Genomic DNA, 17,084 nt, shown 5'->3' with positions numbered 1-17,084 from the left:
TTGTCTTTTACTGCCTTTCCGCGGATTATTTGAATTTTAAATGCCGGTTTCCGCGGCCTTTCTTTCGTTTGGACGTGTAGGCGCTGCGCCTCTGTTCCATCAGGTTGTTGAATTCATCGGCGGATACGCCGGAATCCTGCAGACGTTTTAACCTCTGTTCATGACGGAAATGGTATTCCTGGGCCTCCCTGTTCTTTCTGAGGATCAGGAAGGCGATGAGCGCGCCAAGGAGCACGACGCCGGCGACACTGCCGAGAATGATCCAGGCGATGACCGGTATCTCAAAGGGCCTTAATGCCTTTTCTCTGTAATCCTCCGTCTCTTTTGGAAGCTCTGTCTCGCCCTGAGGGTTCACTCCCTCCGGAGCACCGGTTCCGTCTGATGACGGTGCGGCGGCTCCGCCGTTCTCTCCGCTGCTGGCTGTATCGGGTGCGGCCGCTTCTGTCTGGGCGCCGGAGTTCTCCGAACCGGCAGCACTCTGACTGGAGCCATCCGCAGTTTGTCCGGATCCATCCGCAGTTTGCCCGGCTCCTGCCGCGGATTCGCCTTCCTTGAGGGCGGCCGGAACCTGATGGGAGGACGCGGCGCTTTCAAACAGTGCCTGGTTGGTCTCCAGATAGGTACAGCCGATCTGGCGTTCATTGTAACGGTAGCAGATTTTGGCAACCGCGTTATCTGGGTCGCTGTCTGAGATGTCGTAGCTGAGCGTTGCCTCGGCATCGGAAAATTCGGCCGTTTTCGGAAGAATGATCCGTCCGTCAGGATCTAAAATGAGCGCCGCGGGCTTATCCAGGGTGAGGCCGCCGAAGGTCAAATCACTGCTTACGGGGCTGTATTTCGTCTCGTGATCTGCCGCGCGGACGGAGACAAAGTTCTGGAATCCAAAGTCCAGCAGATTCTTTGTATCGGTCCAGTACTGAGGCGTCGATCCCTTGAGGATGACGGCAATAAGCTTTAAACCGTTCTTTTTGGCACAGGTAACCAGCGTGTTGCCCGCCAGTGTGGTGTAGCCGGTCTTGCCGCCCACGATGCCGGGATAGTAGTATGGCGTACTCTTCTTAAGCATCTTATGGCCCGGATAGATGGTCAGACCTTCCGGGGTGATGGAATTCGGCGGAAGCTTATAATAGGTGGTGGAATCGATTTCCTCGAAGGTGGGATTTAAAAAGGCAGCTCTGGCGATTAATGCCATGTCGTATGTGGAAGTATAGTGTTCCGGGTTGTTTAAACCGCTGGGGTTGGCGAAATGGGTGTCGGTGCAGCCCAGTTCCTTCGCCTTTGCATTCATCATTTCTGCAAACGCTTCCGTACTTCCGGCCACATGCTCCGCAAGGGCGTTGGCCGATTCGTTGGCCGATTTTAAAAGCAGGGCGTAGAGGCAGTCCTTGACGGAAAGCTTGTCCCCCTCGTTGATCCCCGCATTGCTGCTTCCCGCTTCCACGTTAAAGACCGCGTTGTGGGAGAAGGTGACGGTTTCATCGAGGCTGCATTTTTCAATGACGATCAGAGCCGTCATAATCTTCGTAATACTGGCCGGAAAATACTGGTTGTGAATATTTTGTCCCCAAAGTACGGTTCCGGTGTCCGCGTCTATGACGATACCGCTTTCCGCCTGAACGGAAACACCGGAGGGCCAGTCAGGGGCCGCCAGTGCAGTTTCCGTAAATGCGCCCATAAGGAGCATCAGACATAAGAGGAACGCCGACATTCGTTTTATCAATTGCGTCATATCGTGTAATCTCTCCGTATTTTCATTCGGTTTCATAAAAAGGTCCACTTTACAGTATAGGTTATTTCCTGTAACAAGTAAAGGTTCAAACGTTATTTTTCTTTGATTTTCTAAGGAAAAAGAGGGCCAGACCGAAGACAATAACGACACAGAGAAAGAAGGTGATTCCAATATGGAGCACCGTGTCGCTGAAAAATCCCTCCGGTACGATATTGATCAGCATATCTGTGGCAGGGTCCAGAATCCATAAATCGTTGCGGAAAAAGATGTGATGGAACATGATGAAATATTTCGAGAAATCCGTGGAAATAATGGCTGCGAGGATTGCGGTGATGCCGAAGAACAGACCGGTCCCCAGACAGACCGATTTCGGGAATACCCGCTTAAAGTCGGCTTTCAGCAGGAACAGGATGATGATGCAGAGAGTCATAAGAAGCAGGCAGCCGCGGCGGATGGCGAGCGCGTCTAAGAAGAGTCCGCGGACATCCTCCATATGGGCGATTTCCCGCTCATTGAAAAATTCCCGTGAAACGCCGCCCATGGTGGTGTCTACATGGAGATCAGCCCGTTTTCCGCGCAGATAGGCCATCATCTGGTCCGTCACATCGAGCAAGTCTTCCATTGTCATGTCCACCGCTTCGGTGACGTTGTATTTCGCGTATTCCTTCTCAAAATAGCCGGGTGTCCAGTAGACGACCGCCTCCACCGAAGTGATTAAAAGCGTAACCATCAGGCAGAGAGAGAAGATGATGCCTGCGGCGTAATGGATCAGTGTTTTCATAGTAAGTCCTCCTGTAAATGGTGTAACGGTTATTTTTTCGTGGCCGTCGGCAGATTCCAGCAGTAGCGGGTGGCCAGAATCCGGATCAGGATGACGGAGCCGGCGCCGATCAGCATGGCGGCGTCATTGTTCATGTAGTCCTGAAGATACGCGTAGAGAACCGCTCCTGTGATGGAAGCGGAGGCGTAGACGTGTTTCCTCAGTATATAAGGCGTCTCACCGGCCATGATATCTCTTAAGAGTCCGCCGCCCACCCCGGTGATCACACCGAGAAAGATAATCAGAAAATGGTAGCGCCCGTAGCCGGCCAGCACCGCGGTGTCAATGCCTACCACAGTGAAGGCGCCCAGGCCGACGGCGTCGAAGATGTTCATGACTTTCTCATACATTTCGATGGAGCGGCTGGCCAGAATCATCTGGTTGCGTCGTACAATAACAAACAGTATCATGACCGTAATGAAGGCAAGTAATACATAAACCGGGTCCTTAAAGAGATTTGGCGGCACGTTTCCGATAATGATATCCCGCAGCATTCCGCCGCCTACGGCTGTGGTGACGCCGAGAACGATGACTCCCAGAAGATCAAGCTGCTTTTTGATGGCCACCATGGCTCCGGAAGAGGCAAAGGCGATCGTCCCGACCGCTTCCACGAAAAATAGTAACGACAACTGCAGTTCCATATTCAAAAACCCCCGAATGTTCTATATTAAGCATTTTGTACGGTGAATCAACAAAAGTATACGTTTCTGTTCGAATTTTGTCAATAAATATGAAGGAACGGAAAAAAGTATTTTCTTGTTTTTAACAAGGTAAAGTGGTATAGTGTTATTGGACTAAATGTAAAAAATTGATAAATTTAAAATATTTTGCTTGCATTTTTTCGGAAAATTATTTATTATTGAAAGTGAAACAGTTCAAAAGTGAACAATTGGGAGGTGACCATATCTAACGAAGGCCCAAGGGGGCCGAAGGCATGGGATCGTGCCGGAGGACTTCCGGGAAAGCGGCGGAACTTAATCATTAATTTTTAAGAAAGAGGTGTTTGCATGATTGATCAGAAAGAGTTTGTAAAAAATGTTGATGAGTGGTCCAGTATCTGTTTAAACGATGAGAGGATCGACTTGGGGTTATATGAAAAATATGACGTAAAACGAGGGCTCAGAGATAAGAACGGCAACGGTGTTGTGGCAGGTCTTACGAAGGTGTCAAAGATTTTGTCCAGCAAGACTGTGGATGGCGTAAAGATGCCGTGTGAGGGCCAGCTATTCTACCGTGGTTATAATATCTATGACCTGGTAGGGGGCGTGGTGAAGGACAGCCGTTTTGGATATGAAGAGATCGCCTATCTGCTTCTGTTTGGCGAACTGCCGAATAAGGAACAGATGGAACGCTTTTCCCAGACACTCGCCTACAGCCGTACCCTGCCTACAAACTTTGTCAGGGACGTGGTCATGAAGGCTCCAAGCAAGGATATGATGTCCTGCCTGGCAAGAAGCATCTTAACGCTTTCCTCCTACGATGATATGGCCAGCGATATCTCCGTTCCAAACGTGTTGCGTCAGAGCCTGATGTTAATCAGCGTCATGCCGATGTTAGCCGTATACAGTTACCACGCTTATAATCATTATGAGTGTGACGAGAGCATGTATATCCACCGTCCGGATGAGAATCTGTCCACGGCTGAGAATCTGCTGCGTCTGCTCCGTCCGGATAAGAATTACTCCATGGTGGAGGCCCACGTGCTGGATCTGGCACTGATTCTCCATATGGAACACGGCGGCGGCAACAACTCCACATTCACAACACACGTCGTCACATCCTCCGGTACGGACACGTATTCGGTGGTAGCGGCGGCACTGGCTTCCTTAAAGGGACCGAAACACGGCGGCGCCAACATCAAGGTCGTTGAGATGATGGAAGACCTGCGGAAGGAAGTTCATGATTTAAAGGACGAGGAAGAAGTAGAATTCTATTTAAGAAGACTGTTACATAAAGAAGCATTTGATAAGAAGGGCTTAATCTACGGCATGGGTCACGCCGTATATTCCAAGTCCGATCCGCGTGCCGAGATCTTCAAGGGCTTTGTACATCAGCTGTCCGAAGAGAAGGGACGCATGGATGACTTTAACTTATATTCCATGATCGAGCGTCTGGCGCCGCAGGTAATCGCCGATGAGAGAAAGATTTACAAGGGCGTCAGCGCCAATGTGGACTTCTACAGCGGCTTTGTTTACAGCATGCTGGATATTCCGAAGGAATTGTTCACTCCGATCTTCGCAATTGCCAGAATCGTTGGCTGGAGCGCTCACCGGATTGAGGAGCTGATCAACATGGATAAGATCATCCGTCCGGCCTATACCAGCGTGATGATGGAAGAAGAGTATTCACGCCTGGATGAGAGATAGGAATTGAATATTAAGATATGATATAAAACGGCTGCAGACTGCGGAGAGGATCCCGCTGGTCTGCGGCCGTTTTTAATTGCCTGCAGGACAGGATTTCATTGAGTTTTGTACCTGAAAGCGCTATAATAAAACTACTATTGACCCGAAGGAGCAGGACCGGGACGGCGGAACGGATATGGAAAGAGAGGTACAGAGGATGACAGAGGAAACGTTGTTAAAGATAAAGGAAGCAGAGGTGGACGTGGAGGGAGCGCTGGCCCGTTTTTGCGGAAACAGCGCACTGTATGAAAAATTTCTGGGGAAGTTCCTCCAGGATGATAATTTTAAAAAGATCGGAGATGCGGTCGAGGCGGGGGACAGCCAGGAGATGCTGATGGCAGCCCACACGTTAAAGGGAGTTGCGGGAAATCTGGGCCTTAACGGTTTGATGAAAGCCTGCGCCGAGATGGTCGTTCAGCTGAGAAGTAACAGTATGGAAGGCGCTTTAGCTGCGTATCCGGCTGTGAAGGAGTATTACGGGAAGGTCTGCGAAGCAATTAACAGTATGGAGGGAATCGGTGGATGAAAAAGCGTGATACCCTTCTGATTGTGGATGACATGGAGGTAAACCGCGCAATCCTGAGAAGCCTGTTTGAACGCCAGTATAATCTTCTGGAAGCGGAAAACGGTGAACAGGCTCTGCTTCTTCTTCATGAGTATGAGGAACACGTGGCAGCCATGCTGCTGGACCTGGTCATGCCGGTTAAAGACGGCTATGAGGTCATGGAGGAGATGGGAAAAAGCGGTCTTGTGTCGCGCATACCCGTAATTGTTATCACTTCTGATGATACGGCGGAAAGTGAGGTCCGGGCCTTTGACCTGGGAGCGGCCGATATTATCATGAAGCCATTTGAACCCCATGTAGTGAAGAGAAGGGTACAAAATGCAGTGGAGCTGTGCCGCCACAAGCTCCATCTGGAGGAACTGGTGGAGGAGCAGTCGGCCAGTTTAAGGGAGTCCAACGCCATCATGATCGACGCCCTTTCCTCTATCATAGAGTACCGGAGTGTGGAATCAGGACAGCACATACGCAGAATCCGCATGTTTACCAAGATCCTTCTGGAGGATGTGGCGAAGGCCTACCAGGAGTATAATTTAGACAGCAGAACCATAGAGATTATCGCGGATGCCTCCTCGATGCACGACATCGGCAAGATTGCGATTCCCGACTCTATATTAAACAAGCCGGGGCCCTTGACGAGGGAGGAGTTTGAAGTGATGAAGACTCACACCACAAAGGGGTGTGAGATGCTTTCCGGTCTGGAGCGCATGAACGATAAGGAGTATATTGGCTATGCTTATAATATCTGCCGCTACCACCATGAGCGCTGGAACGGAAAAGGATATCCGGATGGCTTAAAGGGCGACAATATCCCGATCTGCGCGCAGGTCGTGGCCATCGCCGACTGTTACGATGCGCTGACGACGGACCGGGTCTATAAAAAGGCGCTTCCGGCGGAGCAGGCGTTCAACATGATTCTAAACGGGGAGTGCGGCGAGTTTTCCCCACGGCTGCTGGAGTGCTTTAAGAATGTACGTGAGGATTTTGCAGCGCTGTCCAGGGCTTATGCGGACGGCGTCGGCCCGAAGTTTAAGCCGGAGAGGAAAGAACTGAGAAAGCCTGAGACAATCGATGCGGTCAATACCATGGAGCAGGGACAGATGAAGTATTTAACGCTGCTGCGGTATGTGGATTCCACGGTTATGGAGGTGGATTTGAACACAGGGATTTACCACGTCGTCTACATGCCTAACCGCGATTTTGAACTGCTTCGCTCGGGGAGCCGGTTTGAAGATTCGGTGAGAGCGTTTGCGCAGGGATCGGTCTATCCCGATGACAGAGGCACTGTCCTGGGACTCCTGGGAGATTACATGACACAGTTCTTCTCGGATGGCCTTATGAAGCGGACGAGGAAATACCGGGTGCTGGATCAGACGACGGGCGCCTATTACTGGTGCTATGCCACCCTTCTGCGGGTCGATATCGGCAATCCGGGTCAGAAAAAGGCGATGCTGGTCTGGCACCGGGCATCGGATGAGCAGCAGGAGGAATTGCTGCCAGGCACGATGAAGGAAGGCATGTACCGGGGAACCGTTATCAACCGCCTGGCCGGTGGTGTCGTGAAGTGCAGAAATGATAAATGGTACACGCTGGCGGACAACGGAAAAGGACTGTGTGACTTAATCTGCTGCACAGAGCAGGACCTCAGTGAAAAATACCATAACCGCTATCTGGAGATCATCTTCCCGGCAGACAGGGACCGGGTGAGCCAGGAGATGGTGTCGCAGCTGGAGGAGGGCCGTATCACGGAGCTGGAATACCGGCTGGTCACCGAGGAAGGAAAGCTGATCTGGGTGATGGACCGGAGCATTCTCGTGACAGAAGAGGACGGGCTGGAGTATATCTATACGCTTCTGGTGGATGTTACCCAGTCGCATAAGGCCATGGAAGAGCTGCAGATGTCGGTAGAACGCTACAAGATCATACTGGATCAGACGAAGGACGTGATCTTCGAGTGGGAAATTGCGACGGATGAGATCTCGTATTCCAGCAATTGGGAACATAAATACGGATATCAGCCCATCCTGGACGGAATCAGCCGCCGTCTGCCCTTTGCCTCCCATATTAACCCGGATGACATTCCGGATGTGCTTAAGTTTACCAATGATATGATGACAGGAAGGCCGTTCGGCGAGGTGGAATTCCGGCTTGCAAATTCCGAGGGGCGGTACTGCTGGTGCAGAGTGCGGGCCACGACTCAGTTTGATACGGCGGGGAAACCGAGGGCGGTCGTCGGCATCATTACAGACATCGACGGTGAGAAGCGGGCTACGGAGAAATTAATAGACCGGGCGGAGCGCGATGTTCTGACGAAGCTGTATAATAAACGGGCGGCCAGACATAAGATCAACCGCTTTTTAGAGTTGAGCCAGGGAAGAGAGTGTTCGGCCATGCTTATGATAGATGTAGATAATTTTAAGCTGGTGAATGACCGGTACGGCCATATGTTTGGCGACGCCGTGCTGACGGAGATGGCTTCCAGGATATCGTCGCATTTCCGGGACTGCGACATCGTATCGCGCATCGGCGGTGATGAGTTTATGGTCTTTATGCCCGGAATTGGAAAGCATGAGATTGCAATGGAACGGGCGGAGCGGCTGATGGCTTCATTTCAGACCATGTTTAAAAGTAATCTTAAGGATGTTCCATTTTCGTGCAGTATCGGTATCGCTTACAGCCCGGAGGACGGCAGTGACTTCCAGAGTCTCTTTCAGAACAGTGACGCAGCCTTATATCAGGCGAAGCTGGAGGGAAAGAACCGCTGTATGCAGTATTGTAAGTCTGCTGTGAATACGGCCTTTGAATTCAAAGAGGAGGCGGACAGGCCAGAGGATGAGCGGGAGAGCGCGGAGCAGAGAGGGCAGGCTACCGTGGCCAGAGTGATCAGCATGACCTTTCAGGAACTGTATGATGCGGCGGATTTCGACCAGGCTATGAATTCCATTCTTGAGATGACGGGAAGACTGTTTCACGTCAGCCGTGTCTATATATTTGAAAACTGTGCCGACAGCGAGGAACGCTGCACCAACACGTTTGAATGGTGCAGGGAAGGGATACGGCCGCAGAGAGATGAACTGCGGAACCTCTCCTATGGCGATATGGGCGGTGACTACAGGGATAACTTTAATGAAGAGGGCGTGTTCTACTGCCTTGATATTACAGAGCTGACGCCGGAGCTGCAGTGCCTGCTTGCAGATCAGGGAATTGCTTCCGTGCTCCAGTGCTCAATTACCGCGGATGGTGTTTTTAAGGGGTTCGTAGGCTTTGATGAGTGTGGGACGGCGAGAATCTGGACGCAGGAGCAGGTGGACTGTCTCGTGTTCCTGTCGAAAATGGTGTCCACCTTCCTCCTAAAGAAGAGGGCCGAGGACCGGGTTCGGGAATCCATGCAGAATCTGGAGCGCGTTTTAAACAACCAGAACTCCTGGATCTATGTGATCGACGGGGATACGTATGAACTGCGTTATATAAATGAAAAGACGCACCGGCTGGCGCCGGAATCCAGACTGGGTATTTGCTGCTACGACGCGTTTTTTCACCGGGACAAGCCCTGTGAGCGCTGTCCGGTCAGGGAATGCGCGGGAAAGGGCAGCAGCGCGATGGAAATCTATAATCCGGTGCTGAAGGTCTGGACGCTGGCTGACTCCTCACGGATCCGGTGGGGGGACAGGGACGCGTTTCTTCTGGCCTGCCATGATATCTCACCGTATAAGGTGGGGGAGGCGGTGGAAGGGGTTACGCTTCTCAACCTGGAAGACAGATAAATAATACCGCACAGGCAGATCATGATTACAAATCAGGTCTGCCTGTGCGGTGTTTTTAAATACGTTTATTTTGTCCGCTGAATCAGGCGCTGGTCTTATTTCTCTTAATAACCTTCAGCCTTGTAAACTCCTCGCGGTCCTTTTCTTCCAGCGCGTTTGTAATGTTTCTGGTGAGCGCCTCGTAGCGTGGGATCGTGATGTTCTTAAGCGCGTTGGCGCGCTTCTGTGTCCGCTTGATGCTGTTTGCCAGGCGGTATGCGGAGTTTTCCACCATGGACAGCTTTACCGTAAGCTCCTTCACCTTTTCAAAGTGGTATCTGGCCTCATCTAAGGATTCCTTTGTGCTGTAGTAGGCATACGTCAGATTTAACGGCTTTTCCTCGTGCTGGACGAGTGGAATCTCCGTACCCATGATGCTGCGGGTCTTGATACGCACCGTATCGTCTACAGGGACGGCCGCGGCGATGTCCTGCACATAATTGATACCCAGCTCGATATTGGCCTTCTGAAGGGCCCTGTAGGCCGCTGTGAAGGTGGTGTCGATCTCGGACTGGATTCCCTTGGCTTCCTCGATCAGACCCATCAGTTCCTTGATTAAGATATTCCGCTTTTTATCCATAAGCTCATATCCCTGACGGGCCAGCGTGAGGGAACTCTTGGCGAGAATTAAATTACCCTTTGTGGGAAATGTATTCGGGTCCATACGCGTCCCTCCTATTCTTCGGAAGCTTCTGCGGTTGTCGGCTTATAGTACTGATCCAGTACCTTGGTGTCGATACGGTCGAGTTCTGCTCTCGGGAGAAGTCCTAAGAGCTCCCAGCCGATGGTCAGCGTCTCTATAATATTACGATTGGCATGGTTTCCCTGGCCGACGAAGCGGCGTTCGAATTCCTTGCCGAATACCAGATATTTCTTATCGATCGGAGATAACTCGTCTTCACCGATAACGGATGCCAGCGCTCTTGCATCGCCCACCTTGGCATAACAGGAGAACAGCTGGTTTGCGACACCCTGATGGTCCGCTCTCGTAAAGCCTTCGCCGATGCCATCCTTCATCAGACGGCTCAGGGACGGCAGTACGTTGATCGGCGGATAGATGGACTGGCCGAATAAGCTGCGGTCCAGAACGATCTGCCCTTCTGTGATATATCCCGTAAGGTCGGGGATCGGGTGGGTGATATCGTCGTTTGGCATGGTGAGAATCGGTATCTGGGTCACGGAGCCGTGGCGTCCCTTTACGATGCCCGCGCGCTCATAGATGGCGGCCAGCTCGCTGTAAAGGTAGCCTGGATAGCCTTTTCGGGAGGGAATCTCGCCTTTGGACGAGGATACCTCACGAAGCGCCTCCGCGTAGGCCGTCATATCCGTTAAGATAACCAGGATATGCATGCCCTTTTCAAAGGCCAGATACTCAGCCAGCGTCAGCGCCACCTTCGGGGTGATCAGACGCTCAACGACCGGATCATTGGCCAGATTGATAAACATGGCGACGTGGTCGGAAACACCGCTTTCCTCGAAGGTACGGCGGAAGAAGTTCACCACATCGTACTTTACACCCATGGCGGCAAATACGACTGCGAACTTCTCACTGGACTGCGCGTCGTCCCCTAAGGATGCCTGTTTTACGATCTGAGCCGCCAGGTCGTCATGGGGAAGTCCGTTGCCGGAGAAGATCGGCAGCTTCTGGCCGCGGATCAGTGTCATAAGGCCGTCGATGGCCGAGATACCGGTACGGATATAGTCACGGGGATATTCTCTCGTAACCGGGTTTAATGGTTTGCCGTTGACATCCAGGCGGATATCGGAGCTGATGTCGCCGAGTCCGTCGATGGGTTCTCCGACACCGTTGAAGGTACGTCCCAGCATATCCTCGGACACAGCCAGCTCCATGGGACGGCCGGTCAGCCTGGTATGAACGTTTCTTAAGGCCAGTCCTTCCGTTCCCTCGAAGACCTGGATGATTGCCTTGTCTTCGTAGACCTCGATGATACGGCCGATCTTCTTATCGCGTCCCTCTACTGTCATTTCCACAATCTCATCGAAAGCCGCATCCTGGACGCCCTCTAAAACGACCATGGGGCCGTTAATAGCACTTAAGCCTAAATATTCAATTGCCATCTTATGCCGCCTCCTTATGCGTTGCGCTCGATGACGGATTCATAGAAGGCATCAATCTGCTTCCTGTAGTCATCAAACATGTCGAGTCTGTCGTTAGGTACATCGTATTTGATGGAGATGATCTTATCGAAAATCGGGTCTTCCTTGAGCACGGACATCGGCATGCCCATGGAGACGAGGGAACGGGATTTCTTATAGAGATAGAGGATTAAATCCATCATTTTAAACTGCTTTTCCATTGGAACGCACGTATCGTCCTTGTGGAACGCATTCTGCTGAAGGAATCCGATCCGGATGACCTTTGAGATCTCCAGAATCAGCTTCTGGTCGTCGGGAAGCATGTCTCCGCCGATCAGCTTGACGATCTCCATCAGGCTGCTCTCCTGTGTCAGTAAAAAGACGATGCGGTTTCTGTAGTCCACAAATTTCTTGTCTACATTTTCCACGTACCATGGGGCTAAGTCGGTTAAATACTCGGAGTAGCTGCTCAGCCAGTGGATCGCCGGGAAATGGCGCTCATTAGCCAGGTTCCTGTCCAGACCCCAGAAGCAGCGGACGAAACGCTTGGTGTTCTGGGTAACCGGCTCGGAGAAGTCGCCGCCCTGCGGGGATACGGCGCCGATGATGGTGACGGAACCTTCCGTTCCATTCATGTTCTGCATCATGCCGGCGCGCTCATAGAACGCGGATAAGCGGGATGCAAGGTAAGCCGGGAAACCTTCCTCGGCGGGCATTTCCTCCAAACGTCCGGAGAGCTCTCTTAAGGCCTCCGCCCATCTCGATGTGGAGTCGGCCATGATGGCGACGTTATAGCCCATATCGCGGTAGTATTCCGCCAGCGTTAAGCCGGAGTAAAGGCTGGCTTCACGGGCGGCAACCGGCATGTTGGAGGTGTTGGCGATCAGCGTGGTACGGTCCATTAACGGATTGCCGGAACGCGGGTCGATCAGTTCGGAGAACTCCTCCAGAACCTGGGTCATCTCGTTGCCCCGCTCGCCGCATCCGATGTAGATGATGATATCTGCGTCGGACCACTTGGCAATCTGATGCTGGGTCATGGTCTTTCCGGTACCGAATCCGCCGGGGATACAGGCGGTGCCGCCCTTTGCCAGCGGGAATAAGGTGTCGATGATACGCTGACCGGTGATCAGCGGCCGGGAGGCCGGGTATCTCTTTAACGTAGGCCTCGGAACACGGATCGGCCATTTCTGAGTCATGGTAAGCTTCTTCTCGGATCCATCCGGAAGCTGAAGCGTTAAAATCTCATCGTGAATCGTGTAGGAACCATCGGATACCACATCGAGGACGTAGCCCTCCATGTCCGGCGGAATCATGACTTTGTGCACGATGGCCGGGGTCTCTGGAACCTCCGCGATGATGGAACCCGGGAATAGACGGTCGCCCTTCTTTACGGTGATATGGGTTTCCCACTTCTTACCGCCATCCAGGGAATCCACATGGACGCCGCGGTCGATATAGGCGCCGCCGGTCTTGGCGATCTCGGTTAAGGGACGCTCGATACCGTCGAAAATATTGTTCAGGATACCGGGCGCCAGCGTTACGGAAACCGGTGATCCGGATGAGGTAACTGTCTCGCCCGGCTTTAATCCGCTGGTTTCCTCGTATACCTGGACGATGGTGCGTCCGGAGGTGAGGCCGATAACCTCGCCGACTAAGTTGTCCTTGCCGACGTAAACCATTTCATTCATTTTGAATCCGGGGTCGCCCTTTAAATAGATGACAGGGCCGTTGATACCGGAAATAGTGCCAGTATTAATCATTGGTGATACCTCCCTCCAGATCCTTTAAGTTAAAACGGAAGTCCCGTTTTGCCTCCTCCAGCTTTGTCTGGAAGGAGTCGTCAATCAGGATATGCCGGGATGGGATGACGGCCCTTGTGCCGCCTCCGAAGGAGTATTCGCTCACGCGGATGTCGGCGCTGTTGTGGAGCGCCAGCCGGTTAAGCCTGGTCTCGTCCGCCGGATCAATGTAAATGGTAAAGAATTCATTTCCGGCGAATTCTCTGGCGTGGCGGATCTGCTTCTCCAAAAGCTGTGTATATTCGGGAGTTTCCATGTACTGTTCCAGCACATCTTTAAGCTCCACAAAAATCTTGTCTTTCAGTTCTTCCTGTTTATGTCCGAGCTCCCGTTTGATGCCAATCTGCTCCAGGGAAAGCTTCTTGTTCGTCTCGTGTTCGATCCGTTCGCTTTCCAGTTCCACCTGCTGTTCGGCTCTCCGCCTCGCATCTGCCTGATGCTCCGCAAAGGTCTGTTCCAGGGCGGCGGTATATTCATCGAGCATCTTTGCACTGCGGCTTCTCGCATCTTCCATGCAGAAATCCAGGAAATGCTGTAATTTTTCCTCAGTTGTCAAGATGACCACCTCTTTCCTATAGTTTTAATCCGATGGCTTCGTTTACATAATCCGTGATAAAGTTCGGCTTGCGGCCGGTACCATGGCGGTCGGGGATTTCTATGATGAGCGGCAGTTTCCGGTTCAGCTTTACATCGTCGATGATGTCCGGAAATTCCCGTCCGAATTTTTCTGTCAGTAGAACAATTCCGATCTCCTTGTCGGCCAGGACCTTATCCAGCTCCTGTTTTAACTCAGCCTTTTCATGGACGACAGCGCCTTCCACCCCGGCCAGCCTCATGCCGGTCCAGGTATCGATGTTGTCGCTGATTAAATACATTTTCATAGATTATAACTTACCTAAGATCATGAAAGAAATGATCAGACCATACAGACAAACACCTTCGGCAAGACCTACGAAGATCAGTGATTTACCAAGGATGGAGCCATCTTCGCTGATGGCGCCAAGAGCTGCGGAAGCAGCTGCGGATACGGCGATACCACCGCCGATGCAGGCCAGACCTGTAGAAAGTGCGGCAGCTAAATATCCCATGCCTGCCACACCGGAAGCTGCTGCAGCCGGTTCTGCGGCGGCCGCACTGCCGGAGAACATGAAGACTGCGGAAACCATCAGGGTGCCGAAGAATAAGAACGCATTAACGCCCAGCGCCTTTTTGTAACGGCCTTTGGATTTTTCACCCATGGCAAATGCGCCGAAAGGAACTGCGATGCTTAAGATTAAAGCTGCTGCTAAGGTTATTTTTACTAAAGTTGACATAATAAGATACCTCCTGATCAATTTTATTTAATTTGTCTTTCCGTATGGTTTAAATGCACGGCCTGTTCCGCGGTAGAAACGGCTGAACAGCTCGTAATATTCAAGACGGAGCACCTGAATGCCCACAATTAAGCCCTCCATGCCGCACACGAACAGATTGCCGAGAACGACAATCGCCCAGTTGGGATTACCGGCTTCCGCGCCGGACAGCATGAGAACAACCTCCATCATGGCCGCATGGCTCACGGCGAAAGCGCCCACTCGGACGAAGGAAAGCGTGTTGGAGAAGTAGCTGAGCAGTACTTCAAACAGTTCAAAAAATCCCTGAACCACAAACATGCCCTTGCCGGCCGGCATGATCTGCGCCTTCTTTTCCAGCACATGGGTAAGCGGCTCCTTGAAGAACATGACGAGGAGCGGAATTCCGAACATGATGACTAACAGAACGGTCGCCGGTACCGGATTGCCCGTCATATATAAAACGATTGTGAGGACCAGGCTCGCGTAGAAGACGAGGCCGGCCACACCGTTGGTGTCAAACCATGTTTTTTCCGGATCGTGATCCCGGAGGCTGTTGATGATGTTAAGCACCATGGTCAGCAGGATGATACCCATGCCGATGGAGACAGCCACGATAAATACCGTGTTCAGCTTGCCGATAAACGGCAGATTTGTCATGTGTTCCATGGGACGCAGCCATACGGCGTCGATAATCGTTTCGAAGCCGAATACGCTTCCGAACATAAAACCGAAGATGGTGGAGAAGAATCCGCAGCAGGAGATGATGGCCGCCAGATTCGCCTTCTTGAACCGGTAAAGCAAAAAGCCGCCGAGCAGGAGGCAGAGTCCCTGTCCCACGTCTCCGAACATGAAGCCGAAGAGGAAGGAGTAGGTGATGCCGATCAGCATGGTCGGATCGATCTCATTATAGGCCGGAAGGCCGTACATCTGGATAAACATTTCAAACGGCTTAAACAGCTTCGGGTTATGAAGCTTTGTCGGAGGTCTGCTAATGATGTTGTTGTGGTCATCCTCCACGATGCAGAAGGTCTTTTCGTCGTTCGATATCTCCTTCTGGAACGCCTTGGCGTCCTTTTCACTCATCCAGCCGCACAGAATGTAGAAGGTATTGATGTTCTGCTTCGTGCAGGCCGCCAGCTTCCTGACGTTGAAGTTTGTGGAGAAGGTGGAAAGCTTCTCGTAAGAGGCCAGAAGCTTATCGCGCTGGCTGCCCAGTACCTCGGCCATCTGACTGTGCACCGCGTCGATGTCCGCCTGAAGCGCGGAGATCTTGTCCTCCAGGGTGTGTATGGCGTCTAACGGCGTGCCTTCATACTCATCCGGAAGGAAGAACCGCTCGAAATGCATGGAGGAGTAGATCGCATCGATCTGATTGGAAATGGTCTCAGGCACGAAATAAACGACCCAGACGTATTCCTCGTCCTCACGGCACTTATAGAGCACGGTGTCGATGGAGTCGTAAACGTAGCTTTCAAATTTCTTATAATACTCATGGGAAATGCGTCCGAACCTGAATTTAATGTATTTGAAATGCAGGATAGAACTCAAATCATAGTTAAGCCCCGTAAAGGGAACTACCTTGTCTAAGGATTCCTGGAAGGAATCGCGTTCACCGGTGAGCACAGTCTCCTTTTCCGTAAGCTCCGTCATCGTCGTGTCCAGTTTCTTAATGGTGTCGATGGCCTCTTCAATGGAAACTACGGCGGATGTGGTCTTCGGTGCTGAGGCCGGAAGCAGTTCCACCAGCTCGGCGGCACGCTGGTATGTGTCCCTGTACGGGTTAATCTCAATATATGGTCTTAAGTCTTTTACCGTCTTTAATTCTGACAGCGCATTTTCCAAATGAATCTCGTATTTGGACAAATACGTGTCAATGACCCGGTCGATGTCTTCTTTGGGCCCGGTGATACTTAAGAACTTCATCTTTTCTATCACGGATAATAACCCCCTTTACTGGTTCTTTACCACATAGGAGAGAATTTCATCCGGGCTGACGCCGTAACGGATACTCTCTATGACGGTAATAATCTTCTGAATTTCCTCCTCCTTGAAATAGAGGTATGAATTCAATGTGGCGATGGAATATGGATTCTTGCGGCTGGTGGCGCTGTAGATCTTGCCCAGAACTTCCTCGGCCAGCATCTCCAGCTCGGTATTATCCGAGGAGTCCATGTCTTCCAGTCTGCCATAGTACGTCGTCTGCAATGCATGGAAAAATTCATCCAGCGTTCCGGCTTCCACAAGCTTTGTGATCTGCTCCTTCTTTAAATGGAACTCGATGGGAATGAGCAGTGCGTAGATGTCTGCCGGCTGCAGGTTATAATATTTTTTTGAACGGTAAATCCACTGAATATTTAAAAGGTCCAGCTTGCTGCCGAAGCAGTCAGTGAGGAGCTTCTGTTCTTTTCGGGAAAGATACTTTCCCTTGACCTTCCAGATGGTTTTGAAATACAAAAGATCCAGATGGATCTCGTAATCAAACAGGGAAGGATGTTCCACGTCATCCAAATGGGTCAGCAAATCGTAATAGAT

At 51.5% G+C, this 17,084-nt stretch carries 14 protein-coding genes; 3 read left to right on the top strand and 11 right to left on the bottom strand.

Features of this window, described 5'->3' with window-relative positions:
- Window positions 1-25: 25 nt before the first annotated feature.
- The 3 genes from ACLTD4_RS21510 to ACLTD4_RS21500 all read right to left on the bottom strand — a co-directional run bounded on the left by ACLTD4_RS21510 (window position 26) and on the right by ACLTD4_RS21500 (window position 3,190).
- Window positions 26-1,729: a serine hydrolase gene (locus tag ACLTD4_RS21510; protein ID WP_412331550.1), complete on the bottom strand. Its 1,704-nt coding sequence runs from the start codon at window positions 1,727-1,729 to the stop codon at window positions 26-28.
- A gap of 85 nt (window positions 1,730-1,814) precedes the next feature.
- Window positions 1,815-2,510, bottom strand: a complete 696-nt coding sequence (locus ACLTD4_RS21505) for a TIGR01906 family membrane protein (RefSeq protein ID WP_117621868.1) — start codon at window positions 2,508-2,510, stop codon at window positions 1,815-1,817.
- 29 nt (window positions 2,511-2,539) lie between these two features.
- Window positions 2,540-3,190, bottom strand: coding sequence for a trimeric intracellular cation channel family protein (locus tag ACLTD4_RS21500; protein WP_055657683.1), 651 nt, complete (start codon window positions 3,188-3,190; stop codon window positions 2,540-2,542).
- Window positions 3,191-3,556: 366 nt separating this feature from the next.
- On the opposite strand from ACLTD4_RS21500, the gene ACLTD4_RS21495 reads away from it, so the two are divergent.
- The 3 genes from ACLTD4_RS21495 (at window position 3,557) to ACLTD4_RS21485 (ending at window position 9,280) form a co-directional block, all read left to right on the top strand.
- Window positions 3,557-4,915, top strand: a complete 1,359-nt coding sequence (locus ACLTD4_RS21495; protein WP_002605361.1) for a citrate/2-methylcitrate synthase — start codon at window positions 3,557-3,559, stop codon at window positions 4,913-4,915.
- 175 nt (window positions 4,916-5,090) lie between these two features.
- Window positions 5,091-5,480 carry an Hpt domain-containing protein gene (locus ACLTD4_RS21490; RefSeq protein WP_242355365.1) on the top strand — a complete coding sequence of 130 codons (390 nt, stop codon included), beginning with the start codon at window positions 5,091-5,093 and terminating at the stop codon, window positions 5,478-5,480.
- Window positions 5,477-9,280, top strand: a complete 3,804-nt coding sequence (locus ACLTD4_RS21485) for a diguanylate cyclase domain-containing protein (RefSeq protein ID WP_117634131.1) — start codon at window positions 5,477-5,479, stop codon at window positions 9,278-9,280. Before ACLTD4_RS21490 ends, ACLTD4_RS21485 begins: the two co-directional genes overlap by 4 nt.
- 82 nt (window positions 9,281-9,362) lie before the next feature.
- Here the strand turns inward: ACLTD4_RS21485 and ACLTD4_RS21480 are convergent, their stop codons facing one another.
- From ACLTD4_RS21480 to ACLTD4_RS21445, 8 genes are all read right to left on the bottom strand, one after another.
- The gene (locus tag ACLTD4_RS21480; protein ID WP_025531253.1) at window positions 9,363-9,983 is read right to left on the bottom strand and encodes a V-type ATP synthase subunit D; all 621 of its coding nucleotides are present in this window, start codon (window positions 9,981-9,983) and stop codon (window positions 9,363-9,365) included.
- An 11-nt stretch (window positions 9,984-9,994) separates the two neighbouring features.
- Entirely contained in the window at window positions 9,995-11,398 is a 1,404-nt protein-coding gene (locus tag ACLTD4_RS21475; RefSeq protein ID WP_412331549.1) for a V-type ATP synthase subunit B, read from the bottom strand.
- A gap of 14 nt (window positions 11,399-11,412) precedes the next feature.
- Window positions 11,413-13,179, bottom strand: a complete 1,767-nt coding sequence (locus tag ACLTD4_RS21470; protein ID WP_029467019.1) for a V-type ATP synthase subunit A — start codon at window positions 13,177-13,179, stop codon at window positions 11,413-11,415.
- Window positions 13,172-13,774, bottom strand: coding sequence for a V-type ATP synthase subunit E (locus ACLTD4_RS21465; protein ID WP_002605355.1), 603 nt, complete (start codon window positions 13,772-13,774; stop codon window positions 13,172-13,174). The genes ACLTD4_RS21470 and ACLTD4_RS21465 overlap by 8 nt, the downstream gene beginning before the upstream one ends.
- A gap of 16 nt (window positions 13,775-13,790) precedes the next feature.
- On the bottom strand, window positions 13,791-14,099 hold the full coding sequence (locus ACLTD4_RS21460) for a V-type ATP synthase subunit F (RefSeq protein WP_002605354.1): 309 nt from the start codon (window positions 14,097-14,099) through the stop codon (window positions 13,791-13,793).
- A 3-nt stretch (window positions 14,100-14,102) separates the two neighbouring features.
- Window positions 14,103-14,531 (bottom strand): ATP synthase subunit C, encoded by a 429-nt coding sequence (locus tag ACLTD4_RS21455; RefSeq protein WP_002605353.1) that lies wholly within the window; start codon window positions 14,529-14,531, stop codon window positions 14,103-14,105.
- Window positions 14,532-14,558: 27 nt separating this feature from the next.
- Window positions 14,559-16,487 carry a V-type ATP synthase subunit I gene (locus tag ACLTD4_RS21450; RefSeq protein ID WP_055657677.1) on the bottom strand — a complete coding sequence of 643 codons (1,929 nt, stop codon included), beginning with the start codon at window positions 16,485-16,487 and terminating at the stop codon, window positions 14,559-14,561.
- Between the two features lie 15 nt (window positions 16,488-16,502).
- A partial coding sequence (locus ACLTD4_RS21445) for a V0D/AC39 family V-type ATPase subunit (protein WP_412331548.1) occupies window positions 16,503-17,084 on the bottom strand: 582 nt, incomplete at its 5' end.

It is taken from the genome of Hungatella sp. (genome assembly GCF_046966825.1).
Note: the sequence above shows the minus strand (reverse complement) of the source record. Positions and strands in the feature narration are given on the sequence as shown.

Bases quoted from the DNA above. Each gene is read 5' to 3' on its own strand.
- ACLTD4_RS21510 (WP_412331550.1), bottom strand. From the start codon at position 1,729: ATGACGCAATTGATAAAACGAATGTCGGCGTTCCTCTTATGTCTGATG.
- ACLTD4_RS21505 (WP_117621868.1), bottom strand. From the start codon at position 2,510: ATGAAAACACTGATCCATTACGCCGCAGGCATCATCTTCTCTCTCTGC.
- ACLTD4_RS21500 (WP_055657683.1), bottom strand. From the start codon at position 3,190: ATGGAACTGCAGTTGTCGTTACTATTTTTCGTGGAAGCGGTCGGGACG.
- ACLTD4_RS21495 (WP_002605361.1), top strand. From the start codon at position 3,557: ATGATTGATCAGAAAGAGTTTGTAAAAAATGTTGATGAGTGGTCCAGT.
- ACLTD4_RS21490 (WP_242355365.1), top strand. From the start codon at position 5,091: ATGGAAAGAGAGGTACAGAGGATGACAGAGGAAACGTTGTTAAAGATA.
- ACLTD4_RS21485 (WP_117634131.1), top strand. From the start codon at position 5,477: ATGAAAAAGCGTGATACCCTTCTGATTGTGGATGACATGGAGGTAAAC.
- ACLTD4_RS21480 (WP_025531253.1), bottom strand. From the start codon at position 9,983: ATGGACCCGAATACATTTCCCACAAAGGGTAATTTAATTCTCGCCAAG.
- ACLTD4_RS21475 (WP_412331549.1), bottom strand. From the start codon at position 11,398: ATGGCAATTGAATATTTAGGCTTAAGTGCTATTAACGGCCCCATGGTC.
- ACLTD4_RS21470 (WP_029467019.1), bottom strand. From the start codon at position 13,179: ATGATTAATACTGGCACTATTTCCGGTATCAACGGCCCTGTCATCTAT.
- ACLTD4_RS21460 (WP_002605354.1), bottom strand. From the start codon at position 14,099: ATGAAAATGTATTTAATCAGCGACAACATCGATACCTGGACCGGCATG.
- ACLTD4_RS21455 (WP_002605353.1), bottom strand. From the start codon at position 14,531: ATGTCAACTTTAGTAAAAATAACCTTAGCAGCAGCTTTAATCTTAAGC.